16 protein-coding genes are annotated in these 19,027 nt (G+C 43.7%); 7 read left to right on the plus strand and 9 right to left on the minus strand.

The window, feature by feature from the left end:
* The first annotated feature begins 40 nt into the window (after positions 1-40).
* Positions 41-1,135, plus strand: a complete 1,095-nt coding sequence (locus AS141_RS24180) for an alkaline phosphatase family protein (protein WP_057940292.1) — start codon at positions 41-43, stop codon at positions 1,133-1,135.
* Between the two features lie 207 nt (positions 1,136-1,342).
* Here AS141_RS24180 and AS141_RS24185 read toward each other — a convergent pair whose 3' ends face one another.
* The gene (locus AS141_RS24185) at positions 1,343-1,921 is read right to left on the minus strand and encodes a phosphonate degradation HD-domain oxygenase (protein ID WP_057940293.1); all 579 of its coding nucleotides are present in this window, start codon (positions 1,919-1,921) and stop codon (positions 1,343-1,345) included.
* Positions 1,922-2,481: 560 nt separating this feature from the next.
* Between AS141_RS24185 and AS141_RS24190 the strand changes: the two genes are divergently transcribed.
* Positions 2,482-3,060, plus strand: coding sequence for a helix-turn-helix domain-containing protein (locus AS141_RS24190; protein WP_057940294.1), 579 nt, complete (start codon positions 2,482-2,484; stop codon positions 3,058-3,060).
* Positions 3,061-3,097: 37 nt separating this feature from the next.
* Here AS141_RS24190 and AS141_RS24195 read toward each other — a convergent pair whose 3' ends face one another.
* The 5 genes from AS141_RS24195 to AS141_RS24215 form a co-directional block, all read right to left on the minus strand.
* The gene (locus tag AS141_RS24195; RefSeq protein ID WP_057940295.1) at positions 3,098-4,873 is read right to left on the minus strand and encodes a metallophosphoesterase; all 1,776 of its coding nucleotides are present in this window, start codon (positions 4,871-4,873) and stop codon (positions 3,098-3,100) included.
* Positions 4,874-4,988: 115 nt separating this feature from the next.
* A complete protein-coding gene (locus tag AS141_RS24200; protein ID WP_057940296.1) occupies positions 4,989-6,113 on the minus strand; it encodes a TIGR03364 family FAD-dependent oxidoreductase in 1,125 nt (374 codons plus the stop codon).
* Between the two features lie 43 nt (positions 6,114-6,156).
* Positions 6,157-7,122 carry a metallophosphoesterase family protein gene (locus tag AS141_RS24205; RefSeq protein ID WP_057940297.1) on the minus strand — a complete coding sequence of 322 codons (966 nt, stop codon included), beginning with the start codon at positions 7,120-7,122 and terminating at the stop codon, positions 6,157-6,159.
* 16 nt (positions 7,123-7,138) lie between these two features.
* Positions 7,139-7,843 carry a phosphonatase-like hydrolase gene (locus tag AS141_RS24210; RefSeq protein WP_057940298.1) on the minus strand — a complete coding sequence of 235 codons (705 nt, stop codon included), beginning with the start codon at positions 7,841-7,843 and terminating at the stop codon, positions 7,139-7,141.
* Between the two features lie 30 nt (positions 7,844-7,873).
* On the minus strand, positions 7,874-8,956 hold the full coding sequence (locus AS141_RS24215; RefSeq protein WP_057940299.1) for a zinc-binding dehydrogenase: 1,083 nt from the start codon (positions 8,954-8,956) through the stop codon (positions 7,874-7,876).
* Between the two features lie 315 nt (positions 8,957-9,271).
* Here AS141_RS24215 and AS141_RS24220 point away from each other — a divergent pair, with 315 nt between their 5' ends.
* Positions 9,272-10,570 (plus strand): DUF5690 family protein, encoded by a 1,299-nt coding sequence (locus tag AS141_RS24220; RefSeq protein WP_057940325.1) that lies wholly within the window; start codon positions 9,272-9,274, stop codon positions 10,568-10,570.
* Here AS141_RS24220 and AS141_RS24225 read toward each other — a convergent pair.
* On the minus strand, positions 10,557-11,141 hold the full coding sequence (locus tag AS141_RS24225; protein ID WP_057940300.1) for a helix-turn-helix domain-containing protein: 585 nt from the start codon (positions 11,139-11,141) through the stop codon (positions 10,557-10,559). The two genes, AS141_RS24220 and AS141_RS24225, sit on opposite strands and share 14 nt — an antisense overlap.
* A 767-nt stretch (positions 11,142-11,908) precedes the next feature.
* Between AS141_RS24225 and AS141_RS24230 the strand changes: the two genes are divergently transcribed.
* Entirely contained in the window at positions 11,909-12,874 is a 966-nt protein-coding gene (locus tag AS141_RS24230; protein WP_157243576.1) for a hypothetical protein, read from the plus strand.
* A 32-nt stretch (positions 12,875-12,906) separates the two neighbouring features.
* Here the strand turns inward: AS141_RS24230 and AS141_RS24235 are convergent, their stop codons facing one another.
* Positions 12,907-14,478, minus strand: coding sequence for a PQQ-dependent sugar dehydrogenase (locus AS141_RS24235; RefSeq protein ID WP_057940302.1), 1,572 nt, complete (start codon positions 14,476-14,478; stop codon positions 12,907-12,909).
* Positions 14,479-14,583: 105 nt separating this feature from the next.
* Positions 14,584-15,603 carry a helix-turn-helix domain-containing protein gene (locus AS141_RS24240; protein WP_057940303.1) on the minus strand — a complete coding sequence of 340 codons (1,020 nt, stop codon included), beginning with the start codon at positions 15,601-15,603 and terminating at the stop codon, positions 14,584-14,586.
* 378 nt (positions 15,604-15,981) lie between these two features.
* On the opposite strand from AS141_RS24240, the gene AS141_RS24245 reads away from it, so the two are divergent.
* The 3 genes from AS141_RS24245 (at position 15,982) to AS141_RS24255 (ending at position 18,976) form a co-directional block, all read left to right on the plus strand.
* Entirely contained in the window at positions 15,982-16,854 is an 873-nt protein-coding gene (locus AS141_RS24245) for an alpha/beta fold hydrolase (RefSeq protein ID WP_057940304.1), read from the plus strand.
* A 274-nt stretch (positions 16,855-17,128) separates the two neighbouring features.
* A complete protein-coding gene (locus tag AS141_RS24250; RefSeq protein ID WP_057940305.1) occupies positions 17,129-17,662 on the plus strand; it encodes a hypothetical protein in 534 nt (177 codons plus the stop codon).
* A gap of 30 nt (positions 17,663-17,692) precedes the next feature.
* Positions 17,693-18,976 (plus strand): amidohydrolase family protein, encoded by a 1,284-nt coding sequence (locus tag AS141_RS24255; protein ID WP_057940306.1) that lies wholly within the window; start codon positions 17,693-17,695, stop codon positions 18,974-18,976.
* The last annotated feature ends 51 nt before the right edge of the window (positions 18,977-19,027 follow it).

Here is a 19,027-nt window from a genome sequence, read left to right on the forward strand (position 1 = left end):
TTCGGGGGTGGCTTTTTATCGATCATAGCTTTACCAAACCATGTTTAAAAAATCAATCGTTTATGCGGTTTTTGCTCTGGTGCTTTTCCAGACTGCGCGCCTGAAGGCCCAGGATTACAAAACTGAAAATATCATTCTGGTCACATTGGATGGATTGAGATGGCAGGAAGTGTTCAAAGGAGCAGATTCTTTGCTTGTCGATGATACAGGAATGATCAAAAAGTCCGGGTCTTTATTGGAGGATTTTTGGAATGAAGATCCACTTGTACGAAGGGAGATGCTGCTGCCATTTCTGTGGAATACCATAGCTGAAGATGGTCAAATCTATGGCAATCGTATCTACGGAAATAAGGTTGACAACAGCAATAAGATGTGGTTTTCCTATCCTGGATACAATGAAGTTTTGAGCGGATTTGCAGATGATGTGCGTATCAACAGCAACGATAAAATCAACAATCCCAATGTGACGCTGCTGGAGTATCTGAATCGGAAACCTGAATATAAGGGCAAAGTAATGGCTTTTGCCTCTTGGGATGTATTTTCCTATATCGTAAATGAGGAACGGAGCGGAGTGCCGGTCAATGCCGGTTTTGACATAGCCAAAGGAGATGATCTTTCACCGGAAGAGCTTTTGACAAACAAGATGCAGGCTGAAATACGTGGTCCATGGGACGGCGTGAGACTGGATGTGTTTACTCAGAATTATGCCATGGCGGCGTTGAAAAATAAGAAGCCCAGAGTGCTATATATTGCCTATGGCGAGACCGACGACTGGGCTCATGGAAACCAATACGATCAATATATCTGGTCCGCCAGGCAAACAGATGCTTATATCAGGGAAATCTGGGACTTCGTCCAGTCCGATGCCCAATACAAAGACAAAACCACGATGATCATCACCACCGATCACGGTCGTGGCATCAGCAAAACTTCTTGGAGAAGCCATGGATCATCAGTGCCTGAGGGCGGAGAGATCTGGATGGCCGCTATTGGGCCAGATACACCGGCTACAGGCGAGATGAAGTCCGAAGGCCACTGGCAATCTGCTATGATTGCACGCACCATCTTTCAATTACTCGGCATGGAATATCCAGATGCCAAAGCTGAGAAGTTGATCAAAGAGATGGTGGAGTAAGTCGGTTACGCTGCCCTTTTTCAGACCGTTGCTCCTTGATTACCTATTTTAGTTCCTTTCAAACCTCTCTGGCTTCGGAGAGGATTTTTTTTGCCAGAGGGATAGGTATTTTGTTTATCCGGGATGTTCGGGGTGGCGTAAAGGTTGGGATATGAAGACAGGCTGTGACAAGAGCTAAGGAAAGTGCTTCTTACTAGGTTTAGGAGGTTAAGACAGTACCCGGTTCGCCATCAGTATATATTTATCCAGATCGGGTAAGGGTACATTTTCTTCCTTAGCCATTTCATCCCAGGTACGCATCTTCAACGATAACTCAAAGAGTGGGTCTGTCTCAAAGGCAACAGCTTCTTTCTCATTCATTTTTCCCCCTTGGAATTCAAGGGTCTTCCGGCTTGCTTCGGAGAGTTTTTCAAAATATGCCGGATGTCTGTAGGTCAGGTATCGTTTTGCCTGTACATGGTTTTCGACTAGTTTTGCTATGCGTTCCGGAAATCCAAGCATTCTTAAAAAGTCAGCTCCGATTTTCTCGTGGCTAAGGACCCCATAGCCGTCCATGGTTTTTACTTCTCCCTGGCTGACACATAAATGACCTATATCATGGAAAAATGCGGCCAGTATTACCTCCTCGTCATGCCCTTCGTTTTCGGCGATCTGCGCAGATTGGCTCATGTGCTCAATCTGTGAAACCGGTTCTCCTATGTAGTCCTCCTGCCCGAATTTTCTGTAAAGATCAAATACTAGCCCAATTCTTTCGGTGCTACTTAGCTTGGATATACTGTAATCCATAATTTTAAAAGTTTATTTATACTAAATAAAGTATTGGAATAACGCTTCTCAACTAAAGCGCATTAAGGATTTGTGATTTATTTGGTATGGGGCAAGAATTCTCTCAGCATATATCGCAAAAAATACTGTCCACATTCTGGTTGCCTCACATCACCCTTCCAACAAATCTTGTGAAGAGGAACTAGCGTACTTTCTCCGGGGGGATAAATGGCTTTCGTTGGAGGATATTGTTTACGAAAATTTATCAGATCGTTTCCCGATCACCATATCCCTGTTGGGATTCATATAACATAACATACTCGTAATCTGAATTTATGATGTTGAATTACTTTGGGGTTTAATTTTACTAAACATTGATAGATTGGTTTGTTAATTTTAGGGAGTCAGTGCCATGCATGAAGCTCCCTTTTTTAGCCTGTTAAATTTTTACGAAGGCATTATTTTACTTCTCATTTAGATAGAGTGTTGCTAAAAAGATCATCTTTTCCCCTAAATCTCGCGTTATTGGCTTTTATACTCCCGGAGAAATGGATAGGTTGGCAATACCAAAATAACAGCACATGGAGCATGAAGTGATCGTACAGATCAGCAATAAAATCAAAAGTATCCGCAAGGAAAAAGGGATGACCCTTCAGGACATTGCTGATCACGCAGGGGTCACCAAGGGCTTGATTTCACAGATCGAAAACAGCCGCACCATTCCCTCCCTGTTGGTTTTAATTCAGATTATCAAAGCGCTGGAAGTTGATCTGGACTCATTTTTCTCCGAACTTTATCAGTACGCAAATGAGTCGCCGGTATTAGTTCAGCGCAAGTCTGCCTATGAAAGATTTGAAAAAGAAGCGTCAAGCGGCTATGAGTATTTTCGGATCTTCACCAGAAAAGTCAAGCAGAGCACCATTGATATTGTGCTTCTGGAGATTCAGCCCGGATCTGCCCGTGATTTTGTACAGACCGATGCTTTTGAGTACAAATTCATTATTTCGGGATCAGTAAAATATGTATTCAGGGATCAGGAAGTTGAATTGGAATCGGGGGATTCTATGCTTTTTGACGGTAGACTGGAGCACAATCCGGTGAACATAGGTGATGTTCCCGTGCAGATGCTCGTCGTGTATTTTTTTGAGGACAAAGCTTAGAGCGATCATTGGGGTTGAATTCCGGCCGTGCATTTAGTTAGTAATCCGTAAGAAGAAGCCGGTCTAGCAATGCCCCTTCGGTATTGTACATGCTTAACTCAAACCCATCAGAGGTGAGTGTGCCGGTAAGATAATGGTAGCCTCTGTAGGTTTTGGCGGCAAAGGGGATTCTGGTCGGGGCAAAATCCTCCAGGTTCCCACCCATTCCTCCTACCTGTATGAAGTGGATCCCCTCTCTCATATCAATTTCATCCCCCCTCATTGGAAATGTTCTCATGTAGGTGTGCAGATGCCCGAAGAACATTACGCGTACACCGTTATTTTCCATAAGTCTGATGATCGGCTGAAGTCGTCTATCACCATGGCTGCTTGGGCCTTTCCATGTATTGCCGTAGTCATCTTCGTCAGAGGAGTAGGGTGCATGGTGCATGGATACAAATTTCCAGCTGCTTTTACTGCTTTCCAGAGCGTTTTTTAACCATTCGTATTGCTGTTTTCCAGGCTGCAGGCTTTCCATATCGTTGCTGTTCATCATGAAGAATTCACCTGCACCGTAACTGAATTTATAATATCCATTATCTGCCGCCTGAGGATGATATTGATTGTACCAATAGAGATCACCTTCGCCATTGCCCGCCACAGGCGCTATGGGTACCCGTGATGTAAGGGCTGCAGTGCCGGGGAAATATTCCTGAGTCCATTGCCATTGATCGTCTTCCTCTCCGCCATCGGTCACATCGCCCATATGGAGTATAAAATCCGGTCGCTCATCCCAGAGTTTTAGGCCTATTTGCCCGTTGATCCAAGGCCTGGTTTCTGTATCGGATACTATTCCAAAGGTTACCGGGTTGTTTGTGTCATGGGAGGTTCTGAACGTCAGTAAACCCGAGTCCAACGTATTGCCGACACTATCTTCTGCGATTACCTGATAGAAGTAGGCCTGGGCCGGAATTAGATCCGGTATGGTTACAGTCATGATGGTACTCTTCCCGGCGGGTAGGGAAATACTGTTTTGCAACGGCAATTCAGTGCCATACCTGATCTTTGTCTCAGCAGGTCTGTCAGTTTCAAAAGTTAGTTGGACAGAGGATGGGGAAGGAGCAAAAAGGTAAGGCTCGGCCATAAAATGAAACCTATCCGGAAAACGTTTTCCTGTTTCTTTTATGGCCTGGTGCGCTTCGAAATTCCGTTGGATTTGATCTGCGTTTAGCGCGTTTTGATAACTAGTGAGGTGTTTGACCCAATCATCTAGCTCCATGTAAGGTTCCTGCTTCAGATAACTTTGGAGCACAATGGTTTTTTCTGGGAGAAGCTGTTTTTGCAATGAAATCAAAACACCGTTTTCCCAGATTTCAAGCACTCCGCTTTCATAGGTAAGAACTAGGTGTGTCCAGTATTCACTCCATGGTTTTTGCTCTTTTATTTCCTTGGGAAAGTAATAATTGCCATCCCAAAGTGCAAAAACGCTTAATTCACCCATGAAAATCTCAAAGCCTATGGGTTGGTTTACGTGATCAAGCAGCCAGAATTCTATGGAGAATGATTCCGGAAATTGCTTTTCGGGGAAGTCTACCAGTTTGTACTGGGCACTGACCGGTTCGTTGATCTGATGACTCGGGTAGCTGTTGACCTGGTGAAGTTGAAAGGGTCTTAAACTCAGGCTGTCCTGGAATAGTGAGCTTGCCGCATTTCTGGGAAGTCCTGGGTTGGGCCAAAACCACCGATCAAGAACAGGCAGGTTTACTGTTTGGGCCTGGGTGAGGTGTGAAGCAAACAAAAATAGATGAATGACAAATAATCTGAAGGACTTCATGGAGTGCAGGTATATTCTGTGTGGCAAGTCTAACTAAATTGCGCCTCAATGGTTTTATCATCCTATTATGAAATTGTCATTTCATCACGTCATTATTTTCCGTAGATAACCCCCTTCAGCTGGCTGCTACTACCTCCTCGCCCAGGCCAAAAGAGAGCGTCATCCCTGCTCCACCCATCCCGTTGACAATAGTGACGGTATCATCTACCTGATGCACAAATTCCGTGGCTCCATTGGTCATTTTGGGATAGATCCCATGCCAGGTACTGCCGATTTCCCAGTCTTTAAAGTGGGCAAATGTTTTCAATACATTCAGAATCAGCTTATTGATGTGCTGTATGTCAAACGGAGTGAAATTAAGGCCATATTCGTGGCTGTCACCGACAGTAAGTTCTCCCATTCCATTCTGTGATACCATCACATGTATACCCAAATCCAAGAGTTCCCTGAACTGGTCTGCATATACTGATTTCAATTCCTGCAAAGAAGGGGCCACCTGAAAACCTTTATAGTGTATGAAGCTCAACCCTGCGCATAGCGGCGGGCCTATGCGCCAGTTTTGTGGCTGCTGCACCAGCCGCATCATTTGAAGTTTACATTTTGTAATAGGGGTTGACTCAAAGATTTCCGGATATAAGGTCTCAAAATCAGCACCACTGCAGATGAATATTTTGTCAGCTGACCAGGATTTCTGACCGCTGTACACTGTATTTCCTTCTATCCTTGAGATGGCTCTGTTCCAGACGAAGTCAACTCCCTGGAGACTTCCGAGGTAATTGGCTGTTTTGGCAACAGCCTCCCGGGGATCCACGATCATTTCTTCCTGGGTCCAAAGCGCGCCTTTTAGTCCTTTTTCAACGCTTGCAGGACTTTTGGACAGGGTCTCTTCGGCCGAAAGTTGTTGTGCTGAATTTTTACCTTTCATGGCAGCTGCATATTCTGTCACTACCTGGAGTTCAAGATCAGTGTATGCCAAATGTAATGCTCCTGACTGCTCTGTCCAGAATCCTGCTTTTCGGGACATTTCCAACCAGATTTCCCTTGAACGCATCGCCCGTTGATAGCTTGGACCTTGCTCTTGTCCTATAGGCCAGATCATTCCAAAATTTCTCACCGATGCTCCCTGGGCCTGTGGATGACGCTCGATCACGGTGACTTTCCAGCCTTGCGCATGAAGTGCCCGGGTCATGGATAGGCCTACGATCCCAGCGCCGATTACTATGGCATGTTTTTGATTCATGGAGTTGTTTATTTGTAAAAGGTGGACTTCTTATTTCCGGTATTTAGGTGATTTTTAGGTTTTTGATTTCAGGTACTACCCATTTGTAAAGGTTGGGCTCGCCCTCAATTTTATACCCGATCTGTCTGGGGGATTTGCCAACCCATCTACTTTTTTTGCCTTTTAGGGTTACGGTTTTAGAGGCTGGATCCAGGGTCAGGAATGCGAATAGGCTCTCTTCATAGGGGCAGGTTAATTCAAGAATTGGATGCTCCTGAATGATTGCTGCATCATATGTGCTGTGCTTATAGTCATCCCCGACCCAAACATAAGAGGCAGAATTGATATGCAGATAATTCACATTATGGAGCACCACATGTTGGTTTATGTGTGAATGACCATTGATGCACAGTAAGATTTTTTCTGAATATTGACCTAATAGTGTCTGGATCTCAGCCGCATCGTCTACCTGGAAGAGGCCAGCAAGCGGTTGGTGACAGCAAATCAATACCGGCAAAGTGGACCGTTCCAATTGTTCCTGAAGCCAACTGAGCTGCTCAGGACCAATGAAGGAGGCGTAGCCTCCGGTGTAAACGGGCGATCCCTTTTCATTTCCATCCAATACGATCAGTCGAATTCCCTTCAGGTCTTGGGTGTAATAATTGGCAGGCATTCCCCATACACTGAGGCACTGCTCTTTGGAAAAGCCCGCATCTGTGTCATGATTGCCAATGACGTGAAAACTGTGCGGATGGGCATTGTTAAAATCATCGATCATCCTTTTGTTTGCCTCGGACGGATAGGCGAAATCTCCCAGCTGCAAAATCGCATCGGGGGATATTTTTTTGACTTCCGCTAAAAAACTGTCCAGCCTTTTTTGTCCATCGTGCATCAAGTCCTGGTGTAAATCAGCAATGAGGCCAATGGTTATTTTGTCGGAAAAAACAGCTTCCAGTCCACTTGCCAGATCTGGCAGTACAAAGCCAAAGCCTGCCAATGCTGAGTTTTTGAGGAAAATACGGCGGTTCATAGTCAGGTTTATAGTGTTATACTGTTTCCAAGGGAATTATTTCTTTTAATTCCAACAAAGAATCAATGATGAAATCGGGATCTGCAGTATTCAGTTGCTCGGCAGTCTGCGCTCCGGTGGTTACCCCTAGTGTCAGTCCACATCCTGCAGCTTTCCCTTCTTCTATATCCACTATGGAATCTCCGATTTTTGCCACTTCTTTCGTATTGGTTATACCACACTTTTCCATGGCTACATAGATCATGTCAGGGGCTGGCCGGCTGTTTTTGACATCGTTAGCAGTGACCAGCGCATCAAATGTTTCACCTGCTTTCCAGCCCAGTTTCTCCAGAAGGGAAAGCGCAGTCATTTTATTATAGCCTGTGTTCAGCGCCACTTTAATACCGTGTTTACGCAAAAAATCAAATAGGGACAACGTGCCTTTGTAGGTGTCTACGGTTAAGTTTTCATAGGCAGATTTCAGTATATTCAGAAAATCAGCATAAGCAATCTGCGTATTTTTTTCGAGGTCTTCCGGTGAAGAATATACTGGTTTAAGAATGTCACGGATTGCCTGAAGTTTTTCTTTTCCGCCTCCGACAAGCAGTATGGTGTCCAGAGAGAAATCATGGCCGAGTTGGTTGATTGCCTGCTGCAGGGACTTATATACTACATTGTTTTCGTTGACAGTCGTTCCTGCCATGTCAAAAACAATCAGTTTGATGTAGTTTTTTTCGCTCATTTTATTGGATGGTGTACATAAATGTTTTGCTTAGTTTGGAGTGATTCCCACCCGGTATTTGCGGGAGCCATTGGCTGATCTAAAAGCTTCATCGAGCGCTTTCAGGGGGAAATCTGCTTCTACCAGACTTTCAAAAGGATAGAGTAGATGTGTTGATTCAAGAAATTTGATGGCAAAAGCTAGGTCCTCTGGAATGTAATTGTGAAGTCCTTTAATAGTAAGTATTCTTCTGACCACCGACTCGGCATTGATGGAGATGTTCCGCTCCGAATATACAGCACCTACCCAGATAGCTATCCCTCCGATGTTCAAAAGCTGTAGTCCTTTTTCCATTGCTGGAGCAGACCCGGAAGTGTCTATGACTACATCTATGCCGCCTATTGCCTGTGTGATACGTTGGACTTCTTCGGGAGATGAGTTTGCATCGATGCCCTGGTCTGCACCAAATCGTCCCGTGTTTTCGGTTCGTTGAATAGTTCGGTCCATGGCCAGTACCTGATTTGCTCCGGAAAATTTTGACATGGCACAGGCAGAGACCCCAAGCATTCCTGCGCCAATTATGAGCACATTCTTGTTCTTCAGGTTCCCGGCTAGCCGGATTGCACCGGCGACAGTGGCGTGCGTACAGTTCAGTGGGGCCGCTTCCCTGAAAGATATTCCTGTGGGGATTTTAAAGATGTCGGTTCCTTTTCTCAGATGGCAATGAGTGGCAAATCCACCGCTGAGAACGTCATGCTGTTCGATTTTCTGATGGCCATATTTGAAAAGTGGCTCGGATTTTTGGGGAATTCCCTTGGCGGCCATGGCCCCTTCGTGGTCATGTGCATAGACGGACCAAGTCACCAGATCCCCGGTTCTAAGGTTTTCGCCATAATAATCAGTAACTCCCCCTTCTGCCAGGACTGTGATCCTGCCTATGACCTCATGTCCCAGTACACCCGGTGCAGGTGCGCTGCGGCGTCCATAATACGAGTGCAGGTCACTGGTGCATATCGTAGAGTAGGCGATCTCGGCGATGGCCTCCCCCGGTTTCAGGTCCGGAATCTTTACGGACAAAGCTGAAAACGGCTTCTCCGCTTTATTAAATACCATTGCCAAAGCTTCTTTTTTCATTTTTAAAAATTTCTATCCAATGACCAGACTACGTCATTGGTGAGTACAAATTCCAACTGCAAATAAACTTAAAAAATTTCCTAATTGGAAAATTAATTTCCTGTTAGAAAACTTAATAATCACTTAACATTCAGGTTTCATATTTCATATCTCTCGCCAATACCTTTGATCACTAGACAATAGGTAATTCTTAAAGAGTTGCTTTGGAGCTAGTTGTGCCTTTTTATGGGAGACTAAAGAGCCAAGGGGATTCAATTGATTGTCAGTCTTTTTCTTGATGATGCATCCTTAAATAAGATGGTAAAATTTCACAATATGAAAAATAATGTCCTTAGATTACATGCCTTTCTTCCTGAGAAATCCACGGTTTTACTGATGGTGGGCGCATTTTTGTGCTATACAGGGATGTATGCGGTGAGAAAGGCATTTCTGGCCGGGCAGTATCTGGATATAGGGTTTTATGGGCTGGACTTCAAAACTGTCCTTGTGATCAGTCAGGTAATGGGCTATATGTTTTCAAAGTTTGTCGGGATCAAGCTGGTTTCTGAAATGACCTCAGCCAAACGGGCAACCTATTTGGTCGGACTGGTTGGATTCGGGCTGTTGATGCTTTTGGCGTTTGCATTTTTACCTGCCCATCTTAAGCCACTTGCTTTGTTTCTGAATGGTATGCCCCTGGGGATGGTTTTCGGACTGGTGTTTTCATATTTGGAAGGGAGGAAAAATACTGAGCTTCTCGCTGCGGCTCTCAGTGCAACATTTATCTTTTCCACAGGATTTGTGAAGACGGTAGGGGTCTGGCTCATGCAGGAATTTGGCATCGGGGAGTACACTATGCCTTTTCTTACCGGTCTGCTGTTTTTTCCACTCTTTTTAATTGCTGTCAAGATGCTGAGCAGCTCCCGGCACAGGTCTATGGAAGATGTGGATCTGCGTTCTGAGCGCTTGCCGATGAATTCCCAACAACGCTGGGATTTTTTGAGAAAACATGGACTTGTTTATGGGGGCCTGGTTATCGTTTATGTTTTGCTGACGGTTGTACGTGATTTCCGGGATAATTTTATGGTGGAGTTCTGGGCAGAACTCGGGATGCAGGGTAAGCCTGAGCTGATTACGATGACTGAAATCCCTGTAGCCGTTATCGTGCTGATTATCGCAGCTGTAGGTGTGTTGATCAGAAATAACCGAAAGGCATTTAACTACGGGATCTTCCTGAGTGTAATCTGCTGTGTAGGTATAGTTGTTTTGACTATGCTTTTCGAAAAAGGGGCCGTGTCCCCGATATGGTGGATGGTGATCAATGGTGTGGGCCTTTATCTTCCTTATATCTTATTTCATTGTTTGATCTTTGAACGGTTTGTAGCCATGCTCAAATTCAGCGGGAACGTAGGCTTTCTGTTTTACACAGCTGATGCGCTGGGGTATTTTGGAAGTGTGGGTATTATGCTTTTTAAGGAATTCAGCCATTCCCAGGTCACATGGGTGAATTTTCTTGGAGATTTAAATCAAGGTGCCGGGATTATAATGACTTTAGTTTGTGTGCTTACACTGATTCTATTGAAAGCAAAAGAGAAAAAAAATACAGAATTAGTATTGGAACCTAGTTCATTGTGATAAAGTAAACCACTAAAATCACAGCGTCTGCATTGGATTTGTTTTGTGGAACATGCGGCATATTCCCATCGAAAAACAGGGAATCCCCTTCATTGAGTTCAAAAGTCATTTCCCCCAATTCATATTCGATTTTCCCTTTCAGAAGATAGATGTATTCAAATCCTGCAGTGGATACTGCGCTTCTGGAAGCTTTGTTTTTAAGGGTAAGCAGAGAGATTTCCATTGATGATTTTTCCAGGGGGTAGTTTAGGATCAGTTCGTATTCATATCCAACAGATTCCTCTTCCTTATTTACAGGAGTATAGTCACTTCTCTTACGGAGTATATATCCTTTGAATTCATTGTCACTCTTCAGGTCACTGAAAAAATCCGAGAGGTTCAGATTTAATGTCTGGATCAGCTGAATCAAAGAAGGGAGTGTAGGGATTACTCGTCCGTTCTCAATTTTTGAGATCATTGCTATACTCATTCCTGATTTTTCAGCCAGCTCCCCGAGCTTCCACCCATTTTCTTTGCGTATTGCCTTGAGCTTATTGCCGATCTGGATGGTCAAATAATCTGAATTTGTCATGATTTTATTATTTGATTCGAAAATAGGAATTTATTTATGGGCCAAGTAGCACAATTTATAATTGTTTGTCCACATCGATGGGCTTTAGCATTGCCAAATAAGACCGCCTAAAGCTGATTTAGGATTAGAGTAGGCTTGATATATGAAGCGTTATAGTAGCAATAAGTCAGGGTTAAAACGAGCTGGATACCATGGCTGAAATAGTTAATTCATGATTAAATCCTTAGGTAGGTCTATTTAAAGAGGGTATCGAGATGAATTCACTTCTTTTCGGATCAATAGAGCTGATTTTAGGAAGGTCTGCTTGAATTCTGCGAGTTTTTTCTGTGGAGGCCCTCAAAGCATTAACTGCTAGTCAGAAGAAAAGTCTAAACCTGGAATTTCTTCCAGTTTTGATTTTCATAAGTAGCAATTTGCCCAGCACCTGTTACGAAAGGAAAAACGACTCAAAGGGACTGCACTTTCCTTTGCCCGCTACCTAATCAGGACGCAAATCTGGTGGGTTGTACTTTTTTACCTTGGGCTTTTAGTGACTTTTGCGATGAATTTCTTCCTCCTCAACTACAGCAGTGGCGTAATCTTCATCAATTATTTTTGGATTATTTTTGTGACTTACCTCTTCAATCTTATTATTGTTTCAGGCAATTTTTTTCGCATTAAGGCTGTCGTCGGCTTCAAAACAGCAATTTGACGTCCAAATGACGCGCGAATGTCACAAAGACATTGGAGGTTGACCCGCTATTTTTGTGGACTTAACCCTCACAAGTATGCGCAATTTTCTATCCCAAATTTTGCTGACGCTCTTAGGTAGTATGGTCTCAGCTTTGGCCCTTGGCCAACAAGTGCCTACGCTTCCTGAAAACCGGCTTGTATTCGATCCCATGGATAAAACCCTCAACTTCCGGTGGCTTGGAGATACCCTGGAGACCCGGTTTGAACCACATGCCGCCATGTTGCTTCCTGTCGAACTGGAACACTGCCCAAAAGTACTCTATATGCAGTTCGATCTTGGTGCTCCCAATTCCATCCTTTACAGTGACATGATTCGTCAGGTCAGGGAGGAGTATCCAAAGGCAATTAGCTTTGGGGATACTGTGGCACTTACCAATTTCCATTTTCAACATGACCGAATGGATGTTCTTGCAAAGGAAATCAAACTGACAGCACATGGTCAATCGCAAATCAAGTGGAAAGATGATACAAGTATTGAGATCATCGGCACGGTCGGTGCAGACCTCATTGAGGGCCATGTTGCCGTAATAGATTACCCTGAAGGTAAGCTCTCTCTCGGAAATGAAATTCCGCCCTGTCTGAGGCCAAAGCTCAAGCTGACCGACATGATGTTCGAGGGGCGGAGGGTCCTGCTTCCTGCACAACTGGGAGGGGAGACGCTGCTGGTTTTTTTTGACACAGGCTCCAGTGCCTATGAGCTGCTGACAGACCGCGAGACCGCAGAAACCTTTTCTTCCGATACCCTACCCGAGAGAAATGAGGTCTTATCCTGGGATCGTCGGCTTATTGCCAACACCCTGCGGACTTCGCGCAGCATTGAATTTGCCGGTCAGGCTATTCCCTTAATGCACGTCACCTATATGGAGGGGGTGAGCGAAGCACAGGTTGCACTGATGAAGCGTATCGGCATAGACGGAATGACCGGCAATAAGCTTTTTATCTACAGTATTCTGGTTCTGGATACCCGGAACAGGAAATTTGGAGTGGTCCGGGGAGAATAAGAATTGGGAAGAGAGATGAAAAGAAAGTTGTGTCATCGCTGTGGATTAAACACCCTGATCAGCTTGCCGTCCTCCTCGTCAGATAGTAAATAGAGTCGACCTGTTGGTGAAACAATTGCTTTTCTTAGCCTCACCCGGTTATTGACGAAGAGTTCTTCAGCACTTATGATTTGATCACCATCGATCACCATTCGCCACAAACTGCCCTTGCTCAATCCGGGTACAATCAGATTACCTTTCCATTGTGGAAACTCAGGCCCGGAGTAAAAGGTCAAGCCTGTCGGTGCTACCGTCTGATCCCATGAATATAGGGGGGCTGTGAAAGTCGCTCCTGAAATATTCAAGGGCTGATAATCTGTCCGGTATTTACCTGTGGTAACATTCGGCCAACCGTAATTTGCGCCTGGTTTCAGAATATTCAACTCATCTCCTAGAGTTGTGCCGTGTTCACTAAACCAAATGTCGCCTGTTTCCGGATGTAGGGCCATGCCCTGAGAAGCACGGATGCCAATGGCATATAGCCCTTTCACCGCACCTGGCCCAAAATTCGGATTGTCTTCTGGAATACTGCCATCAGGGTTAATTCTGATTACTTTTCCACGCTTGTCCTTTATGTCTTGCGCAACAGGAACTTCAGGGTTCATATATTCAAAAAAATTGCGCTCACCTATTGTCACATACAGTTTGCCGTCATTGCCGAAGATCATACCACCCCCGTAGTGATAGAGCCCATGGGCATACGGCTCCGCTACGAAGAGTGTCTCCACTTCTTTCAGCTGGTTATCCATGAGCTTTCCACGGATAACCTTGGTAGTACTGGCGCGGGCATTGTTCTCAGCAGCATAGGAAAGATATATGTACTTGTTTTGATCAAAGCAAGGATCAGGCAGGATCTGAAACCAACCTGCATTTGCACTTAGCGTTTGCCCGTGCAGGCTGTTGGGAAAAATACCTCTTTCAAATTTTGCAGAATCGATGAAAACAGGCTTCGCAACATCGTTGGGTAAGCCTGAAATTTCCTTACGTTCTTTAGTTTGCAGGTTAACCCGAAGAAGACTTCCGTCCTTTTCGGCAATAAGCACATCATTTTCTGAAAGAAAGGCCATACTCCATGGTCTGTTAAGGCCACTTAATACCACTTCTTTTGTTGGGTTTGGTGCGAGTTCTTCAGGGGTTTTGGGAATAGGTGTTGCCGAAGTGGCCTTTCCCACTATTTTCCACTGACCAAGAATCTTTTTAAGTAGAAGTAAATCATGATACCGATTTCCATAAGAGGGAATGTCTATTTCCAATTTGGCGTAGGCTACGTCTTTCACAATTTCAATACTCATGATCTTTGAAGGCCGATTGTTCGGTGTGCCCGGCGTTTTATTCCCATATAGTAAAGCGTAATCTTCGGAGGTCATATAATAGGCCGAATCCGAACCATTATAAAGAAACATTCTAGTGCCTGGGTGAAAAACCTGGGCTATTGAATCCGGATAGTTATATTGGGTACCGACAATAAATTGGTTGAGTGTTTTTGTGATCTGTTCATGATCGGTCTGGGCAAAACAGGGACTGATACTGCTTATTAAAAGAAATAGAAATACGTTAATTTTCATTGGATGAATTTATTTGTTCATCCAAGGTTACGGGTTGGGAGCTTAAAAAATCGGTTTGGACGGGGAGAATAACTCCAGAATGATCATTCCGGAGTTATTTGTATGTCATACCGGCACCTGATGGGACTTTCTGTACGCTGAGGGGGTGGAATTTGTGATTTTTTTAAATGCATCAAAGAAAGATGACTTCGAATTAAAACCTGCTTCAAACCCGATGCCCTCCAACGAAAGTTCATTTCTGGTCTGGATCAGCAGCTTTGCTTCCTTTACCCGAAACTCGTTGACATAGTGGGCAAAGCCATACTTGTACTCTTCATTCAGAAGCTTAGAAAGGCTGTGTTTAGAAAGCCCGGCCATGGTAGCCAGATCATCCAGTTTGATTTTCTGATTTACATATGGTTTTTGGGCATCCATTAGGAGATTAAGCTCATTCAACTTTATGGAAGCATCCTTGATAGGTTGATCCACAGATTTAGGCGTGAAAAATTTGCTGGAGAGTAGCATTCTTCCAAGGATAAAATACAAGGTAAAGGAAAAAATGAGGGATCCCCAAAGATAAGTAAACAGCCCGTATAGCGCCATTTGATAGGTTAAATTAATAAAGAGCAGCGCAAGTGTGAGTAGGGCCAAATATTGCTGAGACCTGCTCATGGTGGATGGTTTAAGTAGTGCAGCCCCAAGCATTTTAGCCACATAATACAAACCTAGCAAAGTGAATACTGCCCAGACGGTATAAATTGCATAAACGAGATAACCATTCCATATAGCAGGGCTTGTCCGGTAAGGATAGACTAAACCCAGGATTAAAACGGAGAGAAAAAGTACGGAGAGTAGTGCAATATCCTCCTTTTGCATTTTCCGGTACTGACTATAGGTAGCTTTGGTATACAGATAAAAGAATGGCCCTATAAAGGCACAGGCAGAAAGCCCGACCTGAAGGATGAGCAGGTCAACGTTAGCTTCAAAATAATAGAAAACAGATTTACCGATCCGTATGCTCAATGCCAACAATAGACCGCCCAGATAGGTATTCGCTACTTTATTCCGGTTGCGAAAAAGCAGGAAAACACCTATCAATAATCCGTTGATTACGCCCAAACTGGAGAGTAGATAAAGTACTGACATCTTGAGGTTTTTCAGTGAGGGGATAAAGATAGAAAAAAGACGTTATCAGGCGTTAAGAAACAGCCCGGTGATCCAGAGGCTGGCTTTGTAGGGCTGAGAGTGGAATGTAAGATCGACAACGCGAACTTTTATAGCGCCCTTCCCTGCTTAAATCCGGCACCCATCAAACCTCTTTTTGGTATTGGGTTCAACATGAAAATGCTAAATGTGCATGCTTTTCTTTAGTAGGGGCTGAAGTAATTTAGTAACTTATCCTCAGCAGAATTTCGGCTACCTTATGGGCAAGGTCAATACATATGTAATAAGGTAGTGAGCCTACTGTAAGCACAAGCCTTAGATATAACCCAACGGTTACATCCAATAATTTCGAAAAGGCATATGGACAGACAGCTGTATAATAAAACCATAAAAGTAAACGGGGTAAATATTTTCTACAGGGAAGCAGGTAACAGCCAAAATCAGACTATCCTTTTGTTGCATGGGTTTCCGACGTCTTCATTAATGTTCAAAAATCTGATGATTGGACTCGCTGACAGGTTTCATTTAGTCGCACCGGATTATCCAGGATTTGGATTCAGTGATTTCCCTATAATGAAAGAGTTTGAGTATTCCTTTGAAAACATTGCTACCTATATTGACAAATTCACAAAAGCAATTAAAATAAGATCATTTGCCGTTTACCTTCACGATTACGGAAGCTACATCGGTATGCGGATATGTTTGAAAAACCCGGATAAAATTGACGCAATAATTGTCCAAAATGGCAATAACTATTTTGAAGGTCACGGACCAAATTGGGACCAAACCAAAGATTATTGGAAAAACCCTACCAAAGAAAAGAAGAAAAAGGTGTATGCCTTTTTAAATAAAGAAGGAACAAAAGAACAGTACTTTGCGGGGGTACCTAAAAAACTCCACCAAAATATAAGCCCTGAAAGTTGGATAATTGATTGGGAGAGATTGAGCAGGCCACGGAACCTGAACATGCAATTCAGGCTAAACTGTACATACCCGACAAACTTTGACTTGTTTCCTGTATTTCAGGATTATTTGCGGAAATACCAACCCCCTACACTTGTTATTTGGGGCAAATATGATGTCTACTTTGACGTGGCAGAAGCAGCTTGCTACAAAAGGGATTTGGCAAAAGTTGAAACACACATTTTAGAAGGTGGGCATATGGCATTGGAAACAAATTTTGAGGAGGTATTAAACCTTATTGGAAACTTCCTGATAAAAAAACAAAGCTAATTTAAGGGAATTGGCTACGCACAAACACAAATTGGCAATAAAGTGGGCGGTGTGCCTTTATTCGGATATTTGGGCAGGTTTGAACTATAAAACGACAAGTAGGATTTAAGCAACATGGGGAGGTGATTACACCAGTATAACGAGTCCGGGATAAGCAAAGGAAAATAACCTACCGGCATCACTCCCGGTAAAGGATATATAATTTTTTTTTATTAAAAGCAGCTATTGCGAGAATCCGTTTTTTAAACCTTATTTGACAAACTATGCGAAAAATATGGATGAGAAAACTCCTGTTCCCAAGAGAAAAGTCAATGTCAGTCTGCTTATTGGCATAGCTGCTATCTTTTTAAGTGCGTCCGCCTTACTTGTTTCCATCATCCAGACTACTATTCTAAAAGAGCAACAGCAGGCCTCGGTATGGCCTTATATTCAGGCTACATTCATGTTTACTAAGGGCTATTATAGTTTTGGTATCGAAAACAAAGGTGTGGGGCCCGCTATAATCAAGGACCTTGAGTATGCTTATATAGGGACAAATTATGATAACACCAAAAAGATGTATGCTGCCTTATTCGGTGAAAGTTACTCTGGGGTAGGGTTCACCGAGACAAACAAGAACTATGTTATAAAATCCGGGGAGGGTATAGAAATGCTTTCAGTCAACCTGCCCGATTCTTTGATTAATGGTATTATTACCCTCTGGGAAAGTGATGCAGTAAACCTGATAATCACCTATTCAGATGTTTATGGGAATTGCTGGAAGCTCGATAATGGAGTCACGACCCGGCTTTCTTCCTGTCCTGATTAAATTGATCATTCCTAACTATATTTTATTACTATGTATAAAGCAATTCTCAACACAGTCTTCTTTCTGTTTCTGACATGCGGTTTTGTCTTCTCCCAGAACTCTGATGTGTATATTTTGCTAAAAGCCGGGCATTTTTACAATTCAGAGAAAAATGCCTTTCTGGAAAATCAGGAGGTATTGATAAAGAACGATAAGGTGGTTAAAGTAGGGACCCAACTCACAATACCGCCAAACACGGAGGTACTTGACTTTGGAAATGCCACCATTGTTCCCGGCCTGATTGATGCACATTCCCATATTTTAATGGAGCAAAAAGTCGATGAACCGCTCGCTGTGGATGCCATGATGGTCTCCTCAGAAGCCCGGGTATTGCGTGCGGTCAAATTTGCCAAGAGCTATTTGGAATCGGGTTTTACCACCATTAGAGATTTGGGAAATTCAGGGCAGTACCTGGATCTAGAGGTTCGGAAAGCTATTAAAAATGGCTATATAACCGGACCCCGTATGTTGGCATCAGGTCCGATTATCGGTTCAATGGATGGGCAGATCGATGGTATACCCCTGGCTGATTTCGACAGAATTTCTAGACAGGAATACAGCATGGTAAGTGGGGTAGAGGAAGCCAGAAAAGCGGTAAGGGAACATATCGCAAGGGGAGTGGACGTCATCAAGATTCTTGCTGTAGGGAACAGGCTTGTACTAAGTCTGGATGAGATGAAGGCGATAGTGGAAACCGCCCATAGCGAACGTATTCCCGTCACAGCACATTGCGATCGGGACTGGGCTGCCCAAAATGCTATTGAAGCAGGAGTGGATGGAATAGAACATGCGTATGGGTTTAAAAAAGCTACACTTGAGAAAATGGCCAGCAAAGGGATATATGTAGTACCTACTTATGGCTCAACGGAGACCATTAGAGCTTACTATGAACAACAAAAACTACCTTACACCGAAGATGATCTGGAAAATAATGCAGCCAGCTGGAAAAAATGGATCAGGGAGCTTAAAGAGGCAGGAGTAACCATTGTGGCCGGATCTGATGCGTATGTGAATCTGGAAATGGACAGGGGCGATTATGCAAAACAAACAATCTGGGGTTATGCAGATGCAGGGCTGTCACCTGAGGACGTTCTGCAAACCGCCACTGTCAATGCTGCCATTGCTCTGGGAATGAAAGATCAGATCGGAGTGATCAGGGAAAACAGCTTGGCCGACATTGTTGTTTTCGAAGGGGATATGAAAGCTGATATAAAAAAATCACTTTATAATGTAAAGATGGTGATGAAAAACGGGGTAGTTGAATGGAGCAAGTGAATTAGCCACCATGGCTAAGTAGTTTTTTGTGTTATGGCATCCTTCAGTCAG

The sequence above is a fragment of the Algoriphagus resistens genome (genome assembly GCF_001442615.1).
Classification (GTDB): domain Bacteria; phylum Bacteroidota; class Bacteroidia; order Cytophagales; family Cyclobacteriaceae; genus Algoriphagus; species Algoriphagus resistens.

What these genes read in the sequence shown, in the direction of transcription:
- AS141_RS24180 (WP_057940292.1), top strand. Translation starts at nt 41, where the DNA reads ATGTTTAAAAAATCAATCGTTTATGCGGTTTTTGCTCTGGTGCTTTTC.
- AS141_RS24185 (WP_057940293.1), bottom strand. Translation starts at nt 1,921, where the DNA reads ATGGATTACAGTATATCCAAGCTAAGTAGCACCGAAAGAATTGGGCTA.
- AS141_RS24190 (WP_057940294.1), top strand. Translation starts at nt 2,482, where the DNA reads ATGGAGCATGAAGTGATCGTACAGATCAGCAATAAAATCAAAAGTATC.
- AS141_RS24195 (WP_057940295.1), bottom strand. Translation starts at nt 4,873, where the DNA reads ATGAAGTCCTTCAGATTATTTGTCATTCATCTATTTTTGTTTGCTTCA.
- AS141_RS24200 (WP_057940296.1), bottom strand. Translation starts at nt 6,113, where the DNA reads ATGAATCAAAAACATGCCATAGTAATCGGCGCTGGGATCGTAGGCCTA.
- AS141_RS24205 (WP_057940297.1), bottom strand. Translation starts at nt 7,122, where the DNA reads ATGAACCGCCGTATTTTCCTCAAAAACTCAGCATTGGCAGGCTTTGGC.
- AS141_RS24210 (WP_057940298.1), bottom strand. Translation starts at nt 7,843, where the DNA reads ATGAGCGAAAAAAACTACATCAAACTGATTGTTTTTGACATGGCAGGA.
- AS141_RS24215 (WP_057940299.1), bottom strand. Translation starts at nt 8,956, where the DNA reads ATGAAAAAAGAAGCTTTGGCAATGGTATTTAATAAAGCGGAGAAGCCG.
- AS141_RS24220 (WP_057940325.1), top strand. Translation starts at nt 9,272, where the DNA reads ATGAAAAATAATGTCCTTAGATTACATGCCTTTCTTCCTGAGAAATCC.
- AS141_RS24225 (WP_057940300.1), bottom strand. Translation starts at nt 11,141, where the DNA reads ATGACAAATTCAGATTATTTGACCATCCAGATCGGCAATAAGCTCAAG.
- AS141_RS24230 (WP_157243576.1), top strand. Translation starts at nt 11,909, where the DNA reads ATGCGCAATTTTCTATCCCAAATTTTGCTGACGCTCTTAGGTAGTATG.
- AS141_RS24235 (WP_057940302.1), bottom strand. Translation starts at nt 14,478, where the DNA reads ATGAAAATTAACGTATTTCTATTTCTTTTAATAAGCAGTATCAGTCCC.
- AS141_RS24240 (WP_057940303.1), bottom strand. Translation starts at nt 15,603, where the DNA reads ATGTCAGTACTTTATCTACTCTCCAGTTTGGGCGTAATCAACGGATTA.
- AS141_RS24245 (WP_057940304.1), top strand. Translation starts at nt 15,982, where the DNA reads ATGGACAGACAGCTGTATAATAAAACCATAAAAGTAAACGGGGTAAAT.
- AS141_RS24250 (WP_057940305.1), top strand. Translation starts at nt 17,129, where the DNA reads ATGGATGAGAAAACTCCTGTTCCCAAGAGAAAAGTCAATGTCAGTCTG.
- AS141_RS24255 (WP_057940306.1), top strand. Translation starts at nt 17,693, where the DNA reads ATGTATAAAGCAATTCTCAACACAGTCTTCTTTCTGTTTCTGACATGC.